15 protein-coding genes and 4 pseudogenes are annotated in these 17280 nt (G+C 70.6%); 10 read left to right on the top strand and 9 right to left on the bottom strand.

Translation table 11 applies throughout. From position 1 onward, the window contains the following. The first annotated feature begins 91 nt into the window (after positions 1-91). Positions 92-1297 (top strand): CaiB/BaiF CoA transferase family protein, encoded by a 1206-nt coding sequence (locus ACWD26_RS21895; protein WP_451272473.1) that lies wholly within the window; start codon positions 92-94, stop codon positions 1295-1297. 530 nt (positions 1298-1827) lie between these two features. Here the strand turns inward: ACWD26_RS21895 and ACWD26_RS21890 are convergent. After that, positions 1828-2880: pseudogene (locus ACWD26_RS21890) on the bottom strand (carbohydrate kinase family protein). Here ACWD26_RS21890 and ACWD26_RS21885 point away from each other — a divergent pair. Continuing rightward, the gene (locus tag ACWD26_RS21885; RefSeq protein ID WP_451272779.1) at positions 2852-3190 is read left to right on the top strand and encodes a hypothetical protein; all 339 of its coding nucleotides are present in this window, start codon (positions 2852-2854) and stop codon (positions 3188-3190) included. The pseudogene ACWD26_RS21890 and the gene ACWD26_RS21885 overlap by 29 nt on opposite strands. Positions 3191-3492: 302 nt before the next feature. Here ACWD26_RS21885 and ACWD26_RS21880 read toward each other — a convergent pair. The 3 genes and pseudogenes from ACWD26_RS21880 to ACWD26_RS21870 all read right to left on the bottom strand — a co-directional run. Continuing rightward, positions 3493-3816 (bottom strand): annotated as a pseudogene (locus tag ACWD26_RS21880) (glycoside hydrolase family 30 beta sandwich domain-containing protein); the annotation flags it as partial. Next, positions 3817-3963, bottom strand: a pseudogene (locus ACWD26_RS21875) (IS5/IS1182 family transposase); the annotation flags it as partial. Between the two features lie 43 nt (positions 3964-4006). Further along, positions 4007-4633, bottom strand: a complete 627-nt coding sequence (locus tag ACWD26_RS21870; RefSeq protein WP_451272471.1) for a hypothetical protein — start codon at positions 4631-4633, stop codon at positions 4007-4009. A gap of 527 nt (positions 4634-5160) precedes the next feature. Here ACWD26_RS21870 and ACWD26_RS21865 point away from each other — a divergent pair. Both ACWD26_RS21865 and ACWD26_RS21860 read left to right on the top strand, forming a co-directional pair. Further along, complete coding sequence (locus ACWD26_RS21865) at positions 5161-6075, top strand: HipA family kinase (protein WP_451272469.1); 915 nt, start codon at positions 5161-5163, stop codon at positions 6073-6075. Continuing rightward, the gene (locus ACWD26_RS21860; protein WP_451272467.1) at positions 6072-6383 is read left to right on the top strand and encodes a SelT/SelW/SelH family protein; all 312 of its coding nucleotides are present in this window, start codon (positions 6072-6074) and stop codon (positions 6381-6383) included. Before ACWD26_RS21865 ends, ACWD26_RS21860 begins: the two co-directional genes overlap by 4 nt. A gap of 1 nt (position 6384) precedes the next feature. On the opposite strand, the gene aceB is transcribed toward ACWD26_RS21860, so the two are convergent. Next, positions 6385-8019: a malate synthase A gene (aceB, locus tag ACWD26_RS21855; RefSeq protein WP_451272465.1), complete on the bottom strand. Its 1635-nt coding sequence runs from the start codon at positions 8017-8019 to the stop codon at positions 6385-6387. 229 nt (positions 8020-8248) lie between these two features. Beyond that, positions 8249-8890, bottom strand: coding sequence for a nucleotidyltransferase family protein (locus ACWD26_RS21850; protein ID WP_451272463.1), 642 nt, complete (start codon positions 8888-8890; stop codon positions 8249-8251). 236 nt (positions 8891-9126) lie between these two features. Between ACWD26_RS21850 and ACWD26_RS21845 the strand changes: the two genes are divergently transcribed. After that, positions 9127-9441, top strand: a complete 315-nt coding sequence (locus tag ACWD26_RS21845) for a DUF5955 family protein (RefSeq protein ID WP_451272461.1) — start codon at positions 9127-9129, stop codon at positions 9439-9441. A 95-nt stretch (positions 9442-9536) separates the two neighbouring features. Here the strand turns inward: ACWD26_RS21845 and ACWD26_RS21840 are convergent, their stop codons facing one another. After that, positions 9537-10334 (bottom strand): IclR family transcriptional regulator, encoded by a 798-nt coding sequence (locus ACWD26_RS21840; protein WP_451272459.1) that lies wholly within the window; start codon positions 10332-10334, stop codon positions 9537-9539. Positions 10335-10608: 274 nt separating this feature from the next. Between ACWD26_RS21840 and allB the strand changes: the two genes are divergently transcribed. Both allB and alc read left to right on the top strand, forming a co-directional pair. Continuing rightward, positions 10609-11949: an allantoinase AllB gene (gene allB, locus ACWD26_RS21835; protein ID WP_451272457.1), complete on the top strand. Its 1341-nt coding sequence runs from the start codon at positions 10609-10611 to the stop codon at positions 11947-11949. 87 nt (positions 11950-12036) lie between these two features. Continuing rightward, positions 12037-13167 (top strand): allantoicase, encoded by a 1131-nt coding sequence (alc, locus tag ACWD26_RS21830; protein ID WP_451272455.1) that lies wholly within the window; start codon positions 12037-12039, stop codon positions 13165-13167. Positions 13168-13259: 92 nt separating this feature from the next. Here the strand turns inward: alc and ACWD26_RS21825 are convergent. Beyond that, positions 13260-14045 (bottom strand): annotated as a pseudogene (locus tag ACWD26_RS21825) (SDR family oxidoreductase). 215 nt (positions 14046-14260) lie between these two features. On the opposite strand from ACWD26_RS21825, the gene ACWD26_RS21820 reads away from it, so the two are divergent. Next, the gene (locus ACWD26_RS21820) at positions 14261-14887 is read left to right on the top strand and encodes a dihydrofolate reductase family protein (protein ID WP_451272453.1); all 627 of its coding nucleotides are present in this window, start codon (positions 14261-14263) and stop codon (positions 14885-14887) included. Between the two features lie 152 nt (positions 14888-15039). Then, the gene (locus tag ACWD26_RS21815) at positions 15040-15435 is read left to right on the top strand and encodes a ribonuclease domain-containing protein (RefSeq protein ID WP_451272451.1); all 396 of its coding nucleotides are present in this window, start codon (positions 15040-15042) and stop codon (positions 15433-15435) included. A gap of 100 nt (positions 15436-15535) precedes the next feature. On the opposite strand, the gene ACWD26_RS21810 is transcribed toward ACWD26_RS21815, so the two are convergent. Next, positions 15536-15739 (bottom strand): hypothetical protein, encoded by a 204-nt coding sequence (locus ACWD26_RS21810; RefSeq protein WP_451272449.1) that lies wholly within the window; start codon positions 15737-15739, stop codon positions 15536-15538. 178 nt (positions 15740-15917) lie between these two features. Between ACWD26_RS21810 and ACWD26_RS21805 the strand changes: the two genes are divergently transcribed. Then, positions 15918-17171: a sensor histidine kinase gene (locus tag ACWD26_RS21805; RefSeq protein ID WP_451272447.1), complete on the top strand. Its 1254-nt coding sequence runs from the start codon at positions 15918-15920 to the stop codon at positions 17169-17171. Positions 17172-17280: the final 109 nt, after the last annotated feature.

The raw sequence follows: 17280 nt of genomic DNA, 5'->3' as shown, positions 1-17280 counted from the left end.
GGAACCATCAGCCGTCGCCATGTCACTCGGGCTGTCATGAATGCCCATGGTGGTACTTCAGCAAGTCGCGCCCACTCCCGGAGGCCATCGCATGCCTGACCACCCCGAAGCCCTGCCCCTGCCCCTCTCCGGCATCACCGTTGTCAGCGTCGAGCAGGCGGTGGCCGCTCCCTTCGCCACCCGTCAGCTGGCCGACCTCGGGGCCAGGGTGATCAAGGTGGAGCGTCCGGGGGGCGGTGACTTCGCCCGCCGTTACGACACCACGGTGCATGGTGAGTCGAGCTATTTCGTCTGGCTCAACCGGTCCAAGGAGTCCCTGACCCTCGATCTGAAGGCGGAGTCCGGGCGGGAGGTCCTGGAGCGACTCCTGGCCCGGGCGGACGTGTTCGTGCAGAATCTGGCTCCCGGGGCGGCCGCGAGGATGGGCCTGGGCGCGGAGGCGTTGCGTGAGCGCTTCCCGTCGTTGATCCCCTGCTCGATCTCCGGTTACGGTTCCACCGGTCCGTGGGCCCACCGCAAGGCGTACGACCTGCTGGTGCAGTGCCAGACCGGCCTGGTCTCCCTCACCGGCAGTCCCGAGGAGCCGGCCCGGGTCGGCGTCTCGGTGGCGGACATCGCCGCCGGCATGTACGCCTACTCGGGCATCCTGACCGCCCTGTTCGCCCGTGCCACCACGGGCATCGCCCGGCCGGTGGAGGTCTCGCTGTTCGAGGCGCTGGCGGAGTGGATGGGCCAGCCCGCCTACTACACCCGCTTCGGCGGCAGCCAGCCCCCGCGCATCGGCACCCAGCATGCCACCATCGCCCCCTACGGCGCCTACCCCTGCGCCGACGGCAAGGAGGTCCTGTTCTCCATCCAGAACGAACGGGAATGGGTGGCCCTGTGCGAGCGGTTCCTCCGAGCGCCTGGTCTGATCGACGACCCGCGTTTTGCCACCGGCTCGGCCCGCGTGGCCCACCGCGAGGAACTCAACGCCATCGTGGCCGGGCGGTGCGCCCAGTCGGACAGCGCCGAGGTGATGAAGGTGCTGGACGGGGCGGGCATCGCCAACGCCGGGGTCAACGACGTCGAGGACTTCCTGGCCCACCCCGTGCTCGCCGCCCGCGGTCGCTGGCGCGACGTGCCGATCCCTGGCGGTGTCGAGGTCCCGGCCCTGATCCCGCCGGCGGACCTGGCGGGCGTGACACCCCGCATGGGCGCCGTCCCGGCCGCGGGCGAACACACCGAACCCATCCTCGCCGAACTCGGCTACGGCCCCGCCGAGATCCAGGCTCTACGAGCCGACCGCGCCCTCTGACACCGATCTCCCGTCCGTTCCCGCCGGTGGAAGCGGAGCGTTCGCTGCTGGGACTCCTCCCCGGCTGTCACGCTTGGTTGGGTATGTGCCGTGCGCCAGGTAGTGCCGGCCGGCGCTTGTCAGGGCGACGCTCCACTGCCCACCCTTCCGGGAAACCAGGACCAGGCCCCGGTTCTGCAGTGCCTGACAGGTGGTCTTGTAGGAGCGGTCTCCCAAACGCCGACAGGACACCCGTTTTCCACCCACTTGAGCACCGATGCGCGTATCGCCGACTGGCGCGCGGCCGGGTCTTCGCCGAAGGGCGCGATGAGCTGCCATTGTGCGGGCGAACTGGGTGTCCGTGCGGGCGGCGATCTTCGCCGTTGCCGTCAGCTCGGCCTCCGTGAGCTGCTGGCGAGTCAGCCCGGTGGCCTCGGTCGGAGCCTTCAGTCGCTGAGCTTCGCGCGCAAGCGTTCGTCACCGACCGTCACGCCGGGCAAGCAATCGTCCTGGAAGCCGACGGCTCTCCATGTTGGTCACCACGGCGGCGGCTACGGCACTGCTCTTGCGTGTGCGCGGTTCGGTGATGGCTGGGTCACGAGGGTGGGAGTGGACGCCGACTTGGTGAAGCGGCCTTCCCCGGAGAGGAACGCAGTTGCCAGGTGTTCTGCCCTGGGCGGGTTCGCGCCGGGGACGGAGCATGTCAGGGCGGCGACGTGGGCGGCGAACGAGCACGCTTCGGTGACGTCTTCGAGGCTCAGTCGGTCGAGTCGTCCGCCGAGGTGCCCGACGGCGGCGAGGCGGTGCAGCAGGCCGGCGGTGAAGGAGTCTCCGGCGCCGACGGTGTCGACGATGTCGATGGCCGGGGCCGGGACGGTGACGCGGTGGCCGTCCCGGGAGGCGAGTGCGCCGCGTCCGCCGAGGGTGATGACGACGAGGCGTACGCCGGCGTTGTGTCAGGTGTCGCAAGCCTCTTCGAGGCCGGCACCGGGGAAGAGCCGCGCGAGGTCGTCCTCGCTGAGGCGGAGGATGTCGGCGAGGGCGCACCAGCGAGGAAGCCCTTCCCGGTAGGCCGTGGGCGCTACGAGCTGGGGGCGGACGTTGGGGTCGACGGATACGGTGACGTGCTCGCGGGCACTGGCGAGGTGGTCTTCGATGTGGCCGGCGCCGGGCTGGCGCACCAGGGCCAGGGATCCGGTGTGCAGGCAGACCGCGTCGTCCTGCTGGTCGGCGGCGAGTTCGGCGGCGGTCCATTGCCAGTCGGCGGCGCTGTCGGCGTAGAAGGTGTAGGTGGCCTGGCCGGTCTCGTCGAGGTTGGCGACGGCGAGAGTGCTGGGCTCGGGGGCGCTCACGCTGCTGGTCAGGTCGACGCCGGAGGCGCTGAGGCGGTCTCGGAAGAGGGCACCGAAGACATCGTTGGAGAACCGTCCGAGGAAGCGGGTGGGGGTGCCGAGCCGGGCAAGGGCCACGGCGGTGTTGGCCGGGCCACCACCGGGCAGGGCGCGCAGTGCGAGTTCGCCGAGGCCGGGCCGGCCAGGGTCGGCGAAGGTGTCGGCGACGCACTCGCCAAGGACGGTGCCCGTCGCCACCGGCCCCGGCAGCACCGTGACCCGGATCCAGCTGCCCACCACCACCGCCCGCTACATCCGAGTGATCAACAAGGCCAGCTCCGGCAGCTGGTGGTCCGTCCACGACGTCTCCGTCCTTGCCTCCGACGGCAAGTCCCCAGAGGGCACGGGCACAAGCACTGGCCTCCAGCGCAAGAACGCGACCCTGACCGACGGCACCCGGCTGCAGGTGGCGTACAACTCCGGTAGCAAAGCTGCCACGTTCGACGTCCCGTGGGGCGGCACGACGTACAGCTATCGACTGCCCGCCGGCGCCGCCGCGATCCTCACCACGCGGCCTGCCTGAGCACACACGCCTGCGGAAACCGTCTGTATGTCGCCCACACAGCGAGGGCCCGCGCAGAGATATCTGCCGGGCCCTCGCTGTGTGGGCATCAGCCCTGGCACGACTACTCTTCGGGACCAGCACCCGGATGTGGCAGACCAGGAGATCCGGCAGGTCCGTCGGGCTGGGAAACCAGCTCTGGCGACGCGGCGACGAGCTGGCCGGTGCTCCTGCCGATTACCCACCGCGTCCTGCGCTTTCTGTGCGGGCAGCCAGATCCGAAGGACGAGATCTTCCAGCAGACAGGCGAGCGCCGTTGGCGGTGCGGTGCCGTTGCCGGTGCCCCAGTCGGCCGCGTCCAGGCAGGCGCCGCTGTTGGCGTTGGCGACGTGGCACCACGCGGCCGGGTCGATGCTGCCGGTGGGATCGCCGCCGCCAGCGCCGTTCCACACGAAAGTGGCGACGGCGCCTGCGGGCAGGGTGTAAGCGAGGGACTTGCCGCTGTCAATGAGGGAGAACCGCTGCGCACTGGTCGCGGTGTTGAGAACGAAGGCTGCACGGCTGCCGTCTGGGTTCTCGAAGGCTACGTTCTGAAGGCCGCCGTTGCCCTGGCTGGTGGAACCGATGCGGGCGGCGCCGACATTGATCAGCGGGAGGCTCCATGGATGACCCTTACAGACCGCGTCCGCACCCTCACGCCGCAGCAAAGTCACGAGCTTGCCGAACCGGCGCGGGCTCAGTCTGGTGAACGGCGCGATCCAGGAAGACTCCGACGCCGTAATCACACCAGCCATACCAAGATCGTTCCAGGGGCTGACCTGACGCTCGGCCTGACTTCTAGCTGCCGCTCAGAGGAGACTCCCACGTGGGATCGTGTCGGGATCTTCTCGTGAGGTGGGCAAGCAGGTGCTCCGCCGCGGTGGAGGCCGTGTCCTGCGGCCCACCGGCCGCAGTCAGGGCGGCGGTGAGCCTTGCCGGGGCTGCCTCTGGCAGGTCGTCCCAGTCGGTGAGAAGGGGGAGAGCCAGCAGGAGGCGGGCGGCTGTGTCCTGAACACCTGTGGCCGCAGGGGACGGATTGTCAGCCAGGCGGACCAGCTCGTGCCATCTCAGCCCAATCCCTGAGAACTCCCCTTCCCAGCTGGCGATCTGCTGGGCGTAACTCCTGTCTGGATGAGTGAGGAGGTAGTCGATGCCGTAGTCGCCGACCAGGTTGCGATAAATCACCACAACTCCGGGACCGTCTTCGGCCGGCACTCGGAACGCCGGCCAGTGCCCGGGATCGAAGAGGACCTCGGACAAGGCATCGGTGTCGGCGCCGTCATCACCGAACCACTCTGGAACCGGCCGCTCGGAACACCACCCGTCGCTGCACATCTGCAGGAGGTAGTTCGACCAGAAGCCCGGGCGGGCCAGCAGCGGCTCGCCCGCCATCAACGGGCCGTCGTCATATCCCTTGATCAGCATCCTTAGATCCTGTCACCACCCCCTGGCGGCATGACCAGCAGGAAGCGTAGAGCGGCGCTGTTTTCGCGAAAGCAGTGACGCCCCGCCAACCCGGGTGCGTTTCGTGTCAGCAGAGCCCAGACGTGTATTTGTTCAGGCCAAGGGCTGATTCACAAGTGCCAGTGGAACTCGAACCCCAGGCCAAGCGCTTGGAAGGCGCCTGCTCTGTTCTGTCGATATTGGGCGTCGCGGACGAGTCCCTGGCGGGTGTCGGGCGGTTCAAAACAGACGACTCCCCGGTGATCCGAGGGGCGGTGCTGATTCGCCGACGGCAGACACATTGAGTCGTTACTATGCTCACTTCATGCCGGAGGCCGGAAGTGAGGGGCGCGCCGCCATTGACGGACTGCTGGGGAGAACGGGAGGCGAGCATGCCAGCCGAAACTCCCCAGATTCTCCCCAGGGCTGAGCGGGGAGGTTTTCCCGGATTGCGCCGCGTTGGGGCTTGTCGTGAAATGTAAGGCAATCGAGCTGTGGGGCCTTTGAAGATGCTGAGAGAGGTCAGTGCCACCCGCTATATCGAGCCCCTGCGGTCCGGCGGCTCCGTCCCGGGCATCGTCGAGGCCGACGACCTGGGTACGTACGTCGTGAAGTTCACGGCCTCGGCGCAGGGACGCAAGGCGCTGGTCGCCGAGGTGATCGTGGGCGAGCTGGCGCGGGCGCTGGGTCTGCGGTTCCCCGAGCTGGTCCTCGCGCGCTTCGACCCGGTGATCGCCGAGCACGAGCCCCACCAGGAGGTGCGGGAGCTGCACAGCGCGAGCGCCGGGCTCAACCTCGGCATGGACTATCTGCCGGGCGCCAAGGACTTCACGCCGGAGGTCGCGAAGGAGTTCCGCGTCGACCCGCTCGAAGCCGGCCGCATCGTCTGGCTCGACGCACTCACCGTCAACGTCGACCGCACCGTGCACAGTTCGAACCTCATGATCTGGCCCACGTTCGGCACGACACCCCCGCACCTCTGGCTGATCGACCACGGCGCCGCACTCGTCTTCCACCACCGCTGGGACGCCTCGGACCCCACGAAGGCGTACGACTTCCGCCACCACGCCCTCGGGCAGTACGCCCCCGACGTGCGCGCGGCGGACGCCGAGCTCGCTCCGAAGGTGACGGAGGAGCTGCTGCGGCGGATCGTCGCCGAGGTCCCGGACGCCTGGCTGCCCGTCGAGGACGGCTTCGCCTCGCCCGACGACGTCCGCGATGCCTACGTCGGCTACCTCCACGCGCGCGTGCGGGCCTCCGAGGCATGGCTGCCCACCGACTTCCCCACCCGGGAGGAACTCGCCGCCGAGGAGGCCCTCCGCACGGCGAGGACACAGCAAGGCCGCCCGGACTGGCTCAAGCGGGTGCCCGACCTGCACGGCAAACCGGCGGCGGAACAGGATTGGTCGGTACACCTGGGATGACGGACGCACCAAAGAACGCACCGACGGACACACGGCGCGTCGAGATCGAGTACTGCACCCAGTGCCGTTGGCTGCCCCGCGCCGCCTGGCTGGCCCAGGAGCTCCTGACCACCTTCGAGACCGAGCTGACCGAGCTGTCCCTCAAGCCCGGCAAGGGTGGCGTCTTCGTCGTACGCGTGGGCGACGAGGTGGTCTGGGACCGCCGCGACCAGGGCTTCCCCGAGCCCACCGCCGTCAAGCAGGCCGTACGCGACCGAGTGGCCCCGGGAAAGTCCCTGGGCCACTCGGACAAGGCCGCGCCGGAGTAGGTCAGCCCTTGAGCTGCTCGTACGCCGGCAGGGTCAGGAAGTCGGCGTAGTCCTCGTCGAGGGAGACCTGGAGGAGCAGGTCGTGGGCCTGCTGCCAGTGGCCGGCCGCGAAGGTCTCCTCGCCGATCTCGGCGCGGATGGCGGCGAGTTCCTCGGCGGCGACCTTGCGGGCCAGCTCGGGTGTGGCCTTCACGGTGCTTCCGGCGTGCTCGAACTCGACGCCCGCGTTGATCCACTGCCAGATCTGGGAGCGGGAGATCTCGGCGGTGGCGGCGTCCTCCATGAGGTTGAAGATGGCGACGGCGCCGAGGCCGCGCAGCCAGGCCTCGATATAGCGGATGCCGACCTGGACGGCGTTGACGAGACCGGCGTACGTCGGCTTGGCGTCGAGGGAGTCGACGGCGATCAGGTCGGCGGCCTTGACGTCGACGTCTTCGCGGAGGCGGTCCTTCTGGTTGGGCTTGTCGCCGAGGACGGCGTCGAAGGAGGCCATGGCGATCGGGACCAGGTCGGGGTGGGCGACCCAGGAACCGTCGAAGCCGTCGTTCGCCTCACGGTCCTTGTCGGCCTTGACCTTCTCGAACGCGACCTTGTTGACCTCCTCGTCGCGCCGCGAGGGGATGAACGCGGCCATGCCGCCGATCGCGTGCGCGCCGCGCTTGTGGCAGGTGCGGACGAGCAGTTCGGTGTACGCGCGCATGAACGGGGCCGTCATCGTCACCGCGTTGCGGTCCGGGAGGACGAACTTGGCGCCGCCGTCGCGGAAGTTCTTCACGATGGAGAAGAGGTAGTCCCAGCGGCCGGCGTTCAACCCGGAGGCGTGGTCGCGGAGTTCGTAGAGGATCTCCTCCATCTCGTACGCGGCCGTGATCGTCTCGATGAGGACGGTGGCGCGGACGGTGCCCTGCGGGATGCCGACGTAGTCCTGCGCGAAGACGAACACGTCGTTCCAGAGGCGGGCCTCCAGGTGGGACTCCGTCTTCGGGAGGTAGAAGTACGGGCCCTTGCCGAGGTCGAGCAGCCGCTGGGCGTTGTGGAAGAAGTACAGGCCGAAGTCGACGAGCGCGCCGGGGACGGGCTTGCCGTCGGCGTCGACGAGGTGGCGCTCGTCGAGATGCCAGCCGCGCGGGCGCATGACGACCGTCGCCAGCTCCTCGTTCGGGCGCAGCGCGTACGACTTGCCGGTGCGCTCGTCGGTGAAGTCGATGTTCCGGGTGTAGGCGTCGGCCATGTTCACCTGGCCGATGACCACGTTCTCCCAGGTGGGCGCGGAGGCGTCCTCGAAGTCCGCGAGCCAGACCTTCGCACCGGAGTTGAGCGCGTTGATCGTCATCTTGCGGTCGGTGGGACCGGTGATCTCGACGCGGCGGTCGTCCAGGGCGGCGGGGGAGGGGGCCACCTTCCAGGAGTCGTCGGCGCGGATCGCGGCGGTCTCCGGCAGGAAGTCGAGCGTGGAGGTGCGGGCGATCTCGGCACGGCGCTCCGCGCGGCGGGCCAGCAGCTCCTCACGCCGGGGCGTGAACCGCCGGTGCAGCTCGGCCACGAAGGCGAGGGCGGCGTCGGTGAGGACCTCGTCCTGGCGGGGCAGGGGCTCGGCGTCGACGATGGCCAGCGGGGACGGCGCTGGTGCGGACATGAGCTGTCACTTCCTTCAGCGGGCATGGCACCGGGCGTCAGTCGACCCGGGTGAGGCGGTGAGCGCCCTCGGAGCGAGGGGGCGCTTCTGAACAGTGGATACTAGTTTCCTCATGGTGGAAGTTCAATGTTTTGTTGATGTCGAGATTCTTCGGTTCGAGGAGAGTGACGCTCAGTGTCAAGCCGCTCACGTACCGTGGCCCGACCGGGCCGAACCGCCCGTGAGTCACTCACTCCAGGTGGATCAGGTCGGCCTCCGTGTCGATGTCGTACGGCAGTGCCACGTCCCCGCACTCGACGAGGGTGATCGCTTCCTCGTGTGCCTTCAGGTAAGCGCGTGCCCCTTGGTCGCCGTGGGCAGTCGCGGCGATATCGGGCCAGTGGTCGGCGCCGAAGAGGACGGGGTGGCCCCGTCGGCCGTCGTAGGCGGCGGCGACCAGCGCGCCTCTCGGGTCGGGCCGGTGTGCGGCCAGGACGCGGGCCACCGCCTCCGGGCCGATGCCCGGCTGGTCGACGAGCGAGACCAGGACGGCGTCGACGCCCGTCCCCGTCAGCGACTCCAGACCCGCCCGCAGCGACGAGCCCATGCCCTGTGCCCACTCGGGGTTGTCCACCAGTACGCAGCCGGGCAGCTCGGCCCTGGCGCGTACGGTCGCGGCCTCGGCCCCCAGGACCACGTGGACTCGGGTGCAGCCGCCCGCCCTCAGCGCCGCGACCGCGTATTCGACCAGGGGGCGGCCTCGGTGGGTGAGCAGGGCCTTGGGGCGCCCGCCCAGGCGCCGTCCGCCGCCGGCGGCCAGCAGCAGCCCGGCGACCTCGCTCGTGTGATGGGCCGTGCCGGGGGCCGCGTTCCGGGCCTCGTGGTGCGTCATCCCCCTTGCATACCCGACCCGGCGTGGGCGCCCCGTGAAGCCTCACGGACCGTGGACCGGCTTTGTGATGCCCGGGGACTGAATTTCAGTCCCCGTAGTGGCGCTCGCCACGCTGATTGGCGTTTACTGGCCCGCGCCACCCCCGGCGCCCGACCGATGCCACGGGGAGGCCGGTCGTGCGCGGGCGTACGGCCGTGACTCGCGCACAAGGGAGTGTGTGAGGGGGGGAGAGGGCTGTGTTGCGGAGCTTGGGGCAGAGGCCAGTGACCGGCGGTGACGAGGACTCGAGAGTGGCGGCCTTGCGCTCGGCCGTGTCCCGGCTGCGTCGTGAACTCGCCGCGCATCCGGCCGAGTTTCCCGACCGGGGGATCGCCGAGGACGAGTTGGCGGCGCTCGCGGCGATGGCGGTCACGGGGATGCCCGAGGTTCCGCGGTTGCGTCGGTCGCTGTTGCTGATCGCCGGGTCGATCGGGTCGGTGAGTGCGTTGGCGAGGGGGCTGGCGGAGGTGCGTACGGCGGTGGAGCTGTTCGGAGAGCCGCCTCGCCGCTGACCGGTCCTCTTCGCCCCCGCCGCCCTACCCGTCCCTCCCCCACTCTCGGCTTCGCTCGAGCGGGAGGTGCCCCCACCAGGGGCTGCGCCCCGTGCTCAGCCGGTCGTCCCCGAACTCGCCAAGGCCTGGGACAGCTCCGCCGCCACCTGCTGCAGCACCGGCACGATCCGCTCCGTCGCCGTTTCGGTGACGCGGCCCGCAGGGCCGGAGATCGAGATGGCCGCGGCGGTGGGGGAGTCGGGGACGGAGACGGCGAGGCAGCGGACGCCGATCTCCTGTTCGTTGTCGTCGATCGCGTAGCCGAGGCGGCGCACGTCCTGCAGGGCGGTCAGGAAGCCGTCCGGTGTGGTGATCGTCTTCTCCGTGGCGGCCGGCATGCCCGTACGGGCCAGCAGGGCGCGCACCTCGTCGGCCGGGAAGCCGGCGAGCAGGGCCTTGCCCACGCCGGTGGAATGGGGGAGTACGCGGCGCCCCACCTCGGTGAACATCCGCATGGAGTGCTTGGACGGCACCTGCGCGACGTACACGATCTCGTCGCCGTCGAGGAGCGCCATGTTCGCCGTCTCCCCGGTCTCCTCGACGAGCCGCGCGAGGTACGGCCGCGCCCACGTGCCGAGCAGCCGGGACGCCGACTCGCCGAGGCGGATCAGGCGCGGGCCGAGGGCGTACCGGCGGTTGGGCTGCTGACGTACGTAACCGCAGACGACCAGCGTCCGCATCAGCCGGTGGATGGTCGGCAGCGGCAGCCCGCTGCTCGCGGACAGCTCGCTCAGGCCGACCTCGCCGCCGGCGTCCGCCATCCGCTCCAGCAGGTCGAAAGCACGCTCGAGGGACTGGACGCCACCGGATGACGACTTGGTGGAGTCGGTGGTGCTCGCGCTGGACGTCGGCACGGTGCGGTCCTTTCGGGGTGGCAGGCGAAGACGCAGCCTACCGGGCAGTTCGTTGACTGCTCGCTTGTGCGTCACTACGTTCTGCTCGGTGGAATTCTAATTCCGGCTTGTGAAAACATCCAGAGCGGGCGCGGGGGAGGCAGAGTGGAGGGGTGCGCCCTTGACGGGCGCGGGACCGGGAGTGAACACTCGTTCAACAGAACGTTGAATTCCGTTACGTGGAAGTAAATACCGTCACGTGGAAGTGAAAAGCGGTACGGCGAGAGGGGTCCCGGTGTCCGAGGCTGAACTGGTGTTGCGCTCGACGCGCGTCATCACCCCCGAGGGGTCGTGCCCGGCCGCGGTCGCCGTCGCGGACGGCAGGATCACGGCCGTACTCCCGCACGACGCCGACGTACCCTCCGGCGCGCGCCTGGAGGACCTCGGCGACCACGTCCTGCTGCCCGGCCTCGTCGACACCCATGTGCATGTGAACGACCCGGGCCGCACCCACTGGGAGGGCTTTTGGACGGCCACGCGCGCCGCGGCGGCCGGCGGCATCACCACCCTCGTCGACATGCCCCTGAACTCCCTCCCGCCGACCACCACCGTCGACCATCTCCGTACCAAGCGGGAGGTCGCCGCGGACAAGGCCCACATCGACGTCGGCTTCTGGGGCGGCGCCCTGCCCGACAACGTCAAGGACCTGCGGCCGCTGCACGACGCCGGTGTCTTCGGCTTCAAGGCGTTTCTCTCGCCGTCGGGCGTGGACGAGTTCCCGCACCTCGACCAGGACGGACTCGCCCGCTCCCTGGCTGAGATCGCCGGCTTCGGCGGACTGCTCATCGTCCATGCCGAGGACCCGCACCACCTCGACGCCGCCCCGCAGCAGGGCGGCCCCAAGTACGCCGACTTCCTCGCCTCCCGCCCCCGTGACGCCGAGGACACTGCCATCGCGGCCCTCATCGCACAGGCCAGGCGGCTCGACGCCCGTGTCCACGTCCTCCATCTCTCCTCCAGTGACGCACTCCCCCTGATCGCCGAGGCCAAGCGGGACGGCGTACGGATCACCGTGGAGACCTGCCCGCACTACCTCACCCTCACCGCCGAGGAAGTCCCGGACGGGGCCAGCGAGTTCAAGTGCTGCCCGCCCATCCGGGAGTCGGCCAACCAGGACCTCCTCTGGCAGGCGCTCGCCGACGGCACGATCGACTGTGTGGTCACCGACCACTCCCCGTCGACGGCCGACCTGAAGACCGACGACTTCGCCACCGCCTGGGGCGGCATCTCCGGCCTGCAGTTGAGCCTCGCGGCGGTCTGGACGGAGGCCCGCGGGCGCGGTCACTCGCTGGAGGACGTGATCCGCTGGATGTCGTCGCGCACAGCCGAACTGGTCGGCCTCGACGACCGCAAGGGCGCCATCGAGGTGGGCCGCGACGCCGACTTCGCCGTCCTCGCCCCCGACGAGACCTTCACCGTCGACCCGGCCGCACTCCAGCATCGCAACCGCGTCACCGCGTACGCCGGCAAGACTCTGTACGGCGTGGTCAAGTCCACTTGGCTGCGCGGCCAACGCATCGTCGTGGACGGCGAGTTCACCGACCCGAAGGGACGACTCCTCACCCGCACCCACTGACCCTCCCCAAGCTCTCGGCTTCGCTCGATCAAGGGGACCCCACCCGCACCCGCAGCGGCCGACAACCGAAAGGCAGACCTGATCATCGTGACGGCGCAGCACCACTCCCCGCCCGCGAGCTTCACCGGCGACGCGAACCCGTACGGCGGCGGCGACCCGTACGCGGACTACCGCACCGCGGACTTCCCCTTCACGCGGTACGCCGACCTCGCCGACCGCAGGCTCGGCGCCGGTGTGATCGCCGCCAACGACGAGTTCTTCGCCCACCGCGAGAACCTGCTGGTGCCCGAGCGCGCCGAGTTCGACCCGGAGCACTTCGGGCACAAGGGCAAGATCATGGACGGCTGGGAGACGCGCCGTCGCCGGGGCGCCTCGGCCGACCACCCCTGGCCGACGGCCGAGGACCACGACTGGGCGCTGATCCGCCTCGGCGCACCCGGCGTGATCCGGGGGATCGTCGTCGACACCGCCCACTTCCGTGGCAACTACCCGCAGGCGGTGTCCGTCGAGGGCGCGTGCGTGGCCGGATCCCCGTCGCCGGAGGACCTGCTCGCCGCCGACGTGGAGTGGACGACGCTCGTCCCGCGCACCCCGGTCGGCGGCCACGCGGCGAACGGCTTCGCGGTCTCGGTCGAGCAGCGCTTCACCCACCTCCGCCTGAACCAGCACCCCGACGGCGGCATCGCCCGCCTCCGTGTGTACGGCGAGGTCATACCGGACCCGGCGTGGCTGGCCGCCCTCGGCACCTTCGACGTCGTCGCCCTGGAGAACGGCGGCCGGGCCGAGGACGCCTCCAACCTCTTCTACTCACCCGCCACCAACACCATCCAGCCCGGCCGCGCCCGCGTCATGCACGAGTGCTGGGAGACCCGCCGCCGCCGCGACCAGGGCAACGACTGGATCCGCTACCGCCTCGCCGCCCAGGCGGAGATCCGCGCCCTGGAGATCGACACGGCGTATCTGAAGGGCAACGCGGCGGGCTGGGCCACGGTCTCGGTGAAGGACGGCGAGGACGGCGAGTGGACGGAGATCCTCCCCCGCACCCGCCTCCAGCCCGACACCAACCACCGCTTCCTCCTCCCGGCCCCGGCCGTCGGCACCCACGCGCGCGTGGACATCTACCCCGACGGCGGCATCTCCCGCCTCCGCCTCTTCGGCTCCCTGACGGAAGAGGGCGAGACCCGCTTGTCGGCCCGCCACCGAGAACTGGCCGGCTGAGCGAGGGGCCCGCCTCTTTCCCCGGAAGCGGCTCCGTGGCGATGGGCAGCGCCCCTGGTGGACGGGACGGGTAGGGGCGGCGGGCGAGCCCCTCACGCCGCGTGCCCCCCGTCCACAGAGAACTCCGCCCCGGTCACGTACTCCGCCCCCGCCGGATACACCACCATCGACGCCACCTCCGCAGCCGTCCCGAACCGCCCCAGCGCGGTCCACTCCGCCTGCCCGGCCGCGTACGGCCCACCCGCCGGATTCATATCCCTGTCCGTGGGCCCCGGATGCACGACATTCGCCGTGATCCCGCGCCCCCCGAGCTCCCGGGCCAGCGCCCTCGTCAACCCCACCAACGCCGACTTGCTCATGGCGTAGAGCGTCCCGCCGGACCGGGCACCCGCTGCGTCATGCACGTGCCGACGGTGATGATCCGACCGCCGCGCCCCATGAGCGGCGCGGCGGCCTGGGACGCCAGGAACACGCCCCGCACATTCACGGCGAGCGCCCGGTCCACCTCGGCGAGCGGCAGGCTCTCCAGCGGCCCAGCGGCCCAGCGGCCCAGCGGCCCAGCGGCCCAGCGGCCCCAGCGCCCCGACGCCGACGTTGTTCACCAGTACGTCCAGCCCGCCCAGCCCCCGCGCCGCCAGCCCCACCGCGCCCGCCGCCTCCTCGGCGTCCCCAGAGTCCGCCCGCAGGGCCACTCCCCGCCGCCCGAGCGCCTCCACGGCCCGTACGACCTCCTCGGCCGCCTCCTTGCCGCGCACATAGGTGACGGCCACGTCCGCGCCCTCGCGGGCCAGCCGCACCGCCGTCGCGGCCCAGATGCCCCGGCTGCCGCCGGTCACGAGGGCGACCTTGCCGTTCAGATTCCCCTTCGAAGCAGTCATGCCCCCGGCCCAGCGCCCGCCGCACCCGTCCGCCGACGGCGAACGGACATCGAGGTGCCGCGGCCCCGTGCCCCGCCGCCCACCGAATTCCCGGCCCACCGATGAGTTGCGGGCACCACCGGGGTCTGCCCTGATGACAACAAGCCCACCCCGGGGCACGGGACACCATCCCGTGACCACAGCCCCACCACGGACCACGAAAGCAGGCACCCGCCATGGGCAAGCTCTCCCTCACCTCCTTCGTCACCCTCGACGGCGTCCACCAGGCCCCCGGTGGCCCCAACGAGGACCGCCGCGACGGCTTCGAGCACGGCGGCTGGAGCGTCCCGTACGGCGACGAGGACTTCGGCAGGTTCATCGACGGAGTCTTCGGCCGCGTCGGCGCCTTCCTGCTGGGCCGCAGGACCTACGAGATCTTCGCCGCCCACTGGCCGAAGGTCACCGATCCGGCCGACCCGGTCGCGGGGAAGCTCAACTCCCTGCCCAAGTACGTCGTTTCGAACACCGTCACGAACCCGGAGTGGAGCGGCACGACCGTGCTCTCCGGAGACCTCGCCAAGGAGGTCACCGCCCTCAAGGAGCGCACCGACGGCGAGGTGCAGGTCCACGGCAGCGGGGCCCTCGCCCAGTCGCTGCTCGCCCTCGACCTGGTCGACACCCTGCACCTGCTGACGTTCCCGGTCGTCCTCGGCTCCGGCCGCCGCCTCTTCGCCGAGGGGGCCCTGCCGACCGCGTTCCGCCACGCCGGAGGCAGCATCACGAGCACCGGCGTCTCGATCCAGACGTACGAACTGGCCGGGCGTCCCGAGTACGGCACCTACGAGCTGCCGGAGAACGCCTGACCTGCGACATGGCCGGCCCGCGGTCGACGGTGTGAAGGTCGCGGGCCGCTCCGTGAGCCCCGGTTAACTCCCGGAAAACTTACCGGACGTGCCCGGAAAATCATGGAACTTGTCATTGACATGCCACTGTCTACGCGCGTCATCATGTCGCCATGAGATTCCCCCCACGGACCACTCGTATCGGCGCCGCGGCCGCCCTCCTGTCGGCCCTCCTCGTCGGCGGCACCGTCACCGCCGGCCCGGCGGGCGCCGCCACCACCGCCGTCGGCAGCATCTGCTACGGCGACCTGCCGTCACAGGCGTACACCACCCTGAACCTGATCGCCCAGGGCGGCCCCTACCCGTACTCGCAGGACGGCAGCGTCTTCCAGAACCGGGAACGCATCCTGCCGACGCAGTCCACCGGCTACTACCACGAGTACACGGTGAAGACCCCCGGCTCCTCCACCCGCGGCGCCCGCCGCATCGTCACCGGTGAGGACTACCAGGAGGACTACTACACCGCCGACCACTACGCGTCCTTCGACCTGATCGACTACGACTGCTGATCCAGCTGATCAGGTCGATCCGGTTGAACCAGCCGGCCGGATCGGCCGAACCGGCGTCGCCCCGGCCTGGCCGTCTGTTCATCCCCCACCGGACAGACGGTCAGCCGGGCTTCCGGCTCTCCGCCGCCGCGAACAGGGCGATCGCCAGGACGATCAGCGCGATGCTCACATAGATCTCGTAGCCGTCCAGGGCGCTCCACCGCTGCGTCACCCCCCACCGCAGCTTGCCGGTGAGTTCGTACACCAGACCGCCGGTGCCCTGCAGCAGGGCGATGAACCCGAGAAACTCCAACACCTGCTTCATGTCCAGGATCCTCGCCCCGCGGTCCCCCCACGGTCATCGGCCGCGGGGCGGGGTCCGTCCGACGGGAGTACCGAGCCGCGGCAGGGCGGACCGCCGAAAGTCGGCGAGGTCACGACTTTGGTCGCGATCACCGGCGAGGGGAGGTGGCGGAGGCCGTCTCTGCGTAGATTCGTCGACCGTGAGTGGTGACAAGCCGGTACCCGAGCCGCCGACCTTCCCGGGACGGAGCTGGCTGTTGCCTTCGGCCCTGCTGGACCCGGCACAGGACCCGGAGAACGGACGGCCCGGCCGGCCGCCCCGGCGCACCGCGCGCGACTGGGTCGTCGACTTCACCTGCTTCCTGCTGGCCGTGTTCATCGGCCTCCTGGGCGTCGACACGGTCAGGAACGAGCCCGACCTGCCGCAGGCCTACGCCGTCCTCGACCAGGTGCTGGGCGCGCTCGCCTGCACCGCCGTCTGGCTGCGCCGGCGCTGGCCGGTAGGCCTCGCCGTGGCGATGGTCCCCGTCTGCTTCGTGTCCAACACCGCGGGCGGCGCCGGTCTGGTCGCCTTCTTCACCCTCACCGTGCACCGGCCCTTCCGGTACGTGGCCTGGGTCGGCGGCGTGTCCCTCGTACTGAACCCGCTGTTCTTCTGGCTGCGCCCCGACCCCGATGTCAGCTACCCCTGGGCGGTCTTCCTCTCCGTGCTCCTCACCGCCGCGATCGTCGGCTGGGGCATGTTCGTGCGCTCCAAGCGGCAGTTGATGCTGAGCTTCCGGGACCGCGCCCGGCGCGCCGAGACGGAGGCGGCGCTCCGGGCCGAGCAGGCGCAACGGCTCGCCCGGGAGGCCATCGCCCGCGAGATGCACGACGTCCTGGCCCACCGTCTGACGCTGCTGAGCGTGCACGCGGGCGCCCTGGAGTTCCGGCCCGACGCGCCCCGGGCCGAGATCGCCCGCGCGGCGGGCGTCATCCGGGAGAGCGCCCACGAGGCCCTGCAGGACCTGCGGGAGATCATCGGCGTGCTGCGCGCGGGCGAACCCGACGACGCTGGCCGTCCCCAGCCGACCCTCGCCGCGCTCGACACCCTCGTGACCGAGTCCCGCGAGGCAGGCATGAAGGTCGTCCTCGACCACCGTGTCAGCGACCGCGCCGCCGTCCCCGCCTCCGTCGGCCGCACGGCCTATCGCATCGCCCAGGAGTGCCTGACCAACGCTCGCAAGCACGCTCCCGGCGCCGAGGTCACCGTCACCGTCTCGGGCGCCCCGGGCGACGGACTCACCGTCTCCGTGCACAATCCGGCGCCCCCGGGGGAAGTCCCGCCCGTCCCCGGCTCCGGTCAGGGCCTCATCGGCCTCACCGAGCGCGCCACGCTCGCCGGCGGCCGCCTGGACCACGGGCCCGACCAGGACGGCGGCTTCGGGGTGCGGGCCTGGCTGCCCTGGGGCTAAGTACGGCGTGGCACCGGAACCGGTGTGCGCCGCGCCATGTCCTCGCGCATGATGGCGAGTTGACTCGCGAGAACCGTTCGACCCCTGAGCATCGTCCGCCTCCTGTGAG

It is taken from the genome of Streptomyces sp. NPDC002787 (genome assembly GCF_053592095.1).
This window is presented reverse-complemented; position numbering and strand designations above follow the sequence as displayed.